This is a genomic window from Kitasatospora sp. NPDC043949 (genome assembly GCF_056435365.1).
The window spans coordinates 1-1,605 of record NZ_JBWKEQ010000023.1 but is presented as its reverse complement, the minus strand read 5'-3'; the positions used below and the strand labels follow the sequence as shown (position 1 = coordinate 1,605).

1 protein-coding gene is annotated in these 1,605 nt (G+C 77.7%); it reads right to left on the bottom strand.

Annotation, left to right across the window (positions count from 1 at the left end; all coding sequences use genetic code 11):
- Positions 1–122: 122 nt before the first annotated feature.
- On the bottom strand, positions 123–1,319 hold the full coding sequence (locus AC07AL_RS19970; protein WP_478317908.1) for a Cmx/CmrA family chloramphenicol efflux MFS transporter: 1,197 nt from the start codon (positions 1,317–1,319) through the stop codon (positions 123–125).
- Positions 1,320–1,605 lie beyond the last annotated feature (286 nt).

The window sequence follows — 1,605 nt, the reverse complement described above, 5'->3', positions numbered from 1 at the left end:
AGTGACGCCCCTCCTCCCCCCCCCCCCCCCCCCCCCCCCCCCCCCCCCCCCCCCCCCCCCCCCCCCCCCCCCCCCCCCCCCCCCCCCCCCCGCAGCTGCCGCGAGGTGCGGCCCGGGGCCTGTTACGCACCGCCGTGGCGGGGGGCGAGCACCCCGCGCAGCGGGACAGCGGCGAACAGCGCGAGCAGGACGAGCAGGGCGCTCGCCCACAGTGGGCCCAGCGGCCCGGCGCTGGATCCCAGGGTGGGGGCGGCGACCAGCGGTCCGGTGGCGGCGCCGACGTTGAGGGCCGCGGTCGCGTACGAGCCGGCCATGGTGGGGGCGGCGGCCGCCTCGTAGAGGACCCGGGTGATCAGGGTGGTGCCCAGTGCGAACGACAGCGCGCCCTGCACGAACACCAGGGCCAGCAGCGCGGCCGGCTCCTCGGCCAGGACGGCGAGGGCGGGCCAGCCGGCGAGCAGCAGCGGGCCGCCGGCCGCGAGGAGCAGGCGGGGGCGGTGGTCGGCGAGGCGTCCGGCGGTGGTGACGCCGAGCAGGGAGCCGGCGCCGAAGAGCACCAGGGCGACGGGGATCCAGAGCCGGCCCAGTTCGGCGGTGTCGGTGACGACGGGGGCGAGGAAGGTGAAGCCGGCGAAGGTCGCGGCGTTCACCAGGGCGCCGAGCGCCATGACCAGGAGCAGACGGGGGCGGCGCAGTTGGGCGAGTTCGGTGCGCAGCGCCGGTTCGGCGGTGTCATGCGGGGCGGTGTCATGCGGGGCGCTGTCGTGTGGGGCGGGTGCGGCCGGGATGCCGCGCAGGAGGCCGGCGGCGGCGGGCAGGCAGAGCGCGGCGACGGCCCAGAAGGTGGCGCGCCAGCCGAGCAGGGTGCCGAGGGCGGCGCCTGCCGGGACGCCGGCGATGGTGGCGAGCGTGGTGCCGGAGAGCAGGACGGCCAGGGCGCGGCCCTTGCGGTCGGGGGCGACCAGGGTGGCGGCGGTGGTCAGGGCGACGGCGAGGAAGCCTGCGCAGGCGAGGGCGGCGGCGACGCGGGTGGCGCACAGGAGCGGGAGGCTGGTGGTGATGGCGCCCGCGGCGTGGGCGGCGGCGAAGGCGAGGAGGAGGCCGAGGAGGCTGGTGCGGGCGGGCCAGGTGCGGGCGAGGGCGGCCATCAGTGGGGCGCCGAGGGCCATTCCGGCGGCGAAGGCGGGGCCGAGCAGGCCGGCCGCCCCGACGCTCACGCCGAGGTCGGCGGCGAGGTCGGGCAGGAGGCCTGCGAGCATGAACTCGGAGGTGCCCATGGCGAAGACGGCCAGGGCGAGGAGGTACAGCGGGAGGGGCATCGGGCGTGTCGGGGACATCTGAGGGCTCCGGAGTGAGGAGATGCGCGGGAGGTCGGCGTCTCGTCACCGCGGTCAGCGCCCGGGGCCTGAGGGCGTGCCCGTCCGGCCGCGGGGTGCGGCGGGAGGGCGGGGTGCGCGGCTCGGGGGTTCAGGGGGCTGACGGCGCGTGACCGAAAGCCCCCACCCTGGATGCGGTTTCTAGGGGTCGTTGCAACACGTGGTCGGTTTGATCAGGCCGCGATGAGTTTATGCAGGCGCTCGGCTGGGGTTTCCCAGCCGAGCGTTT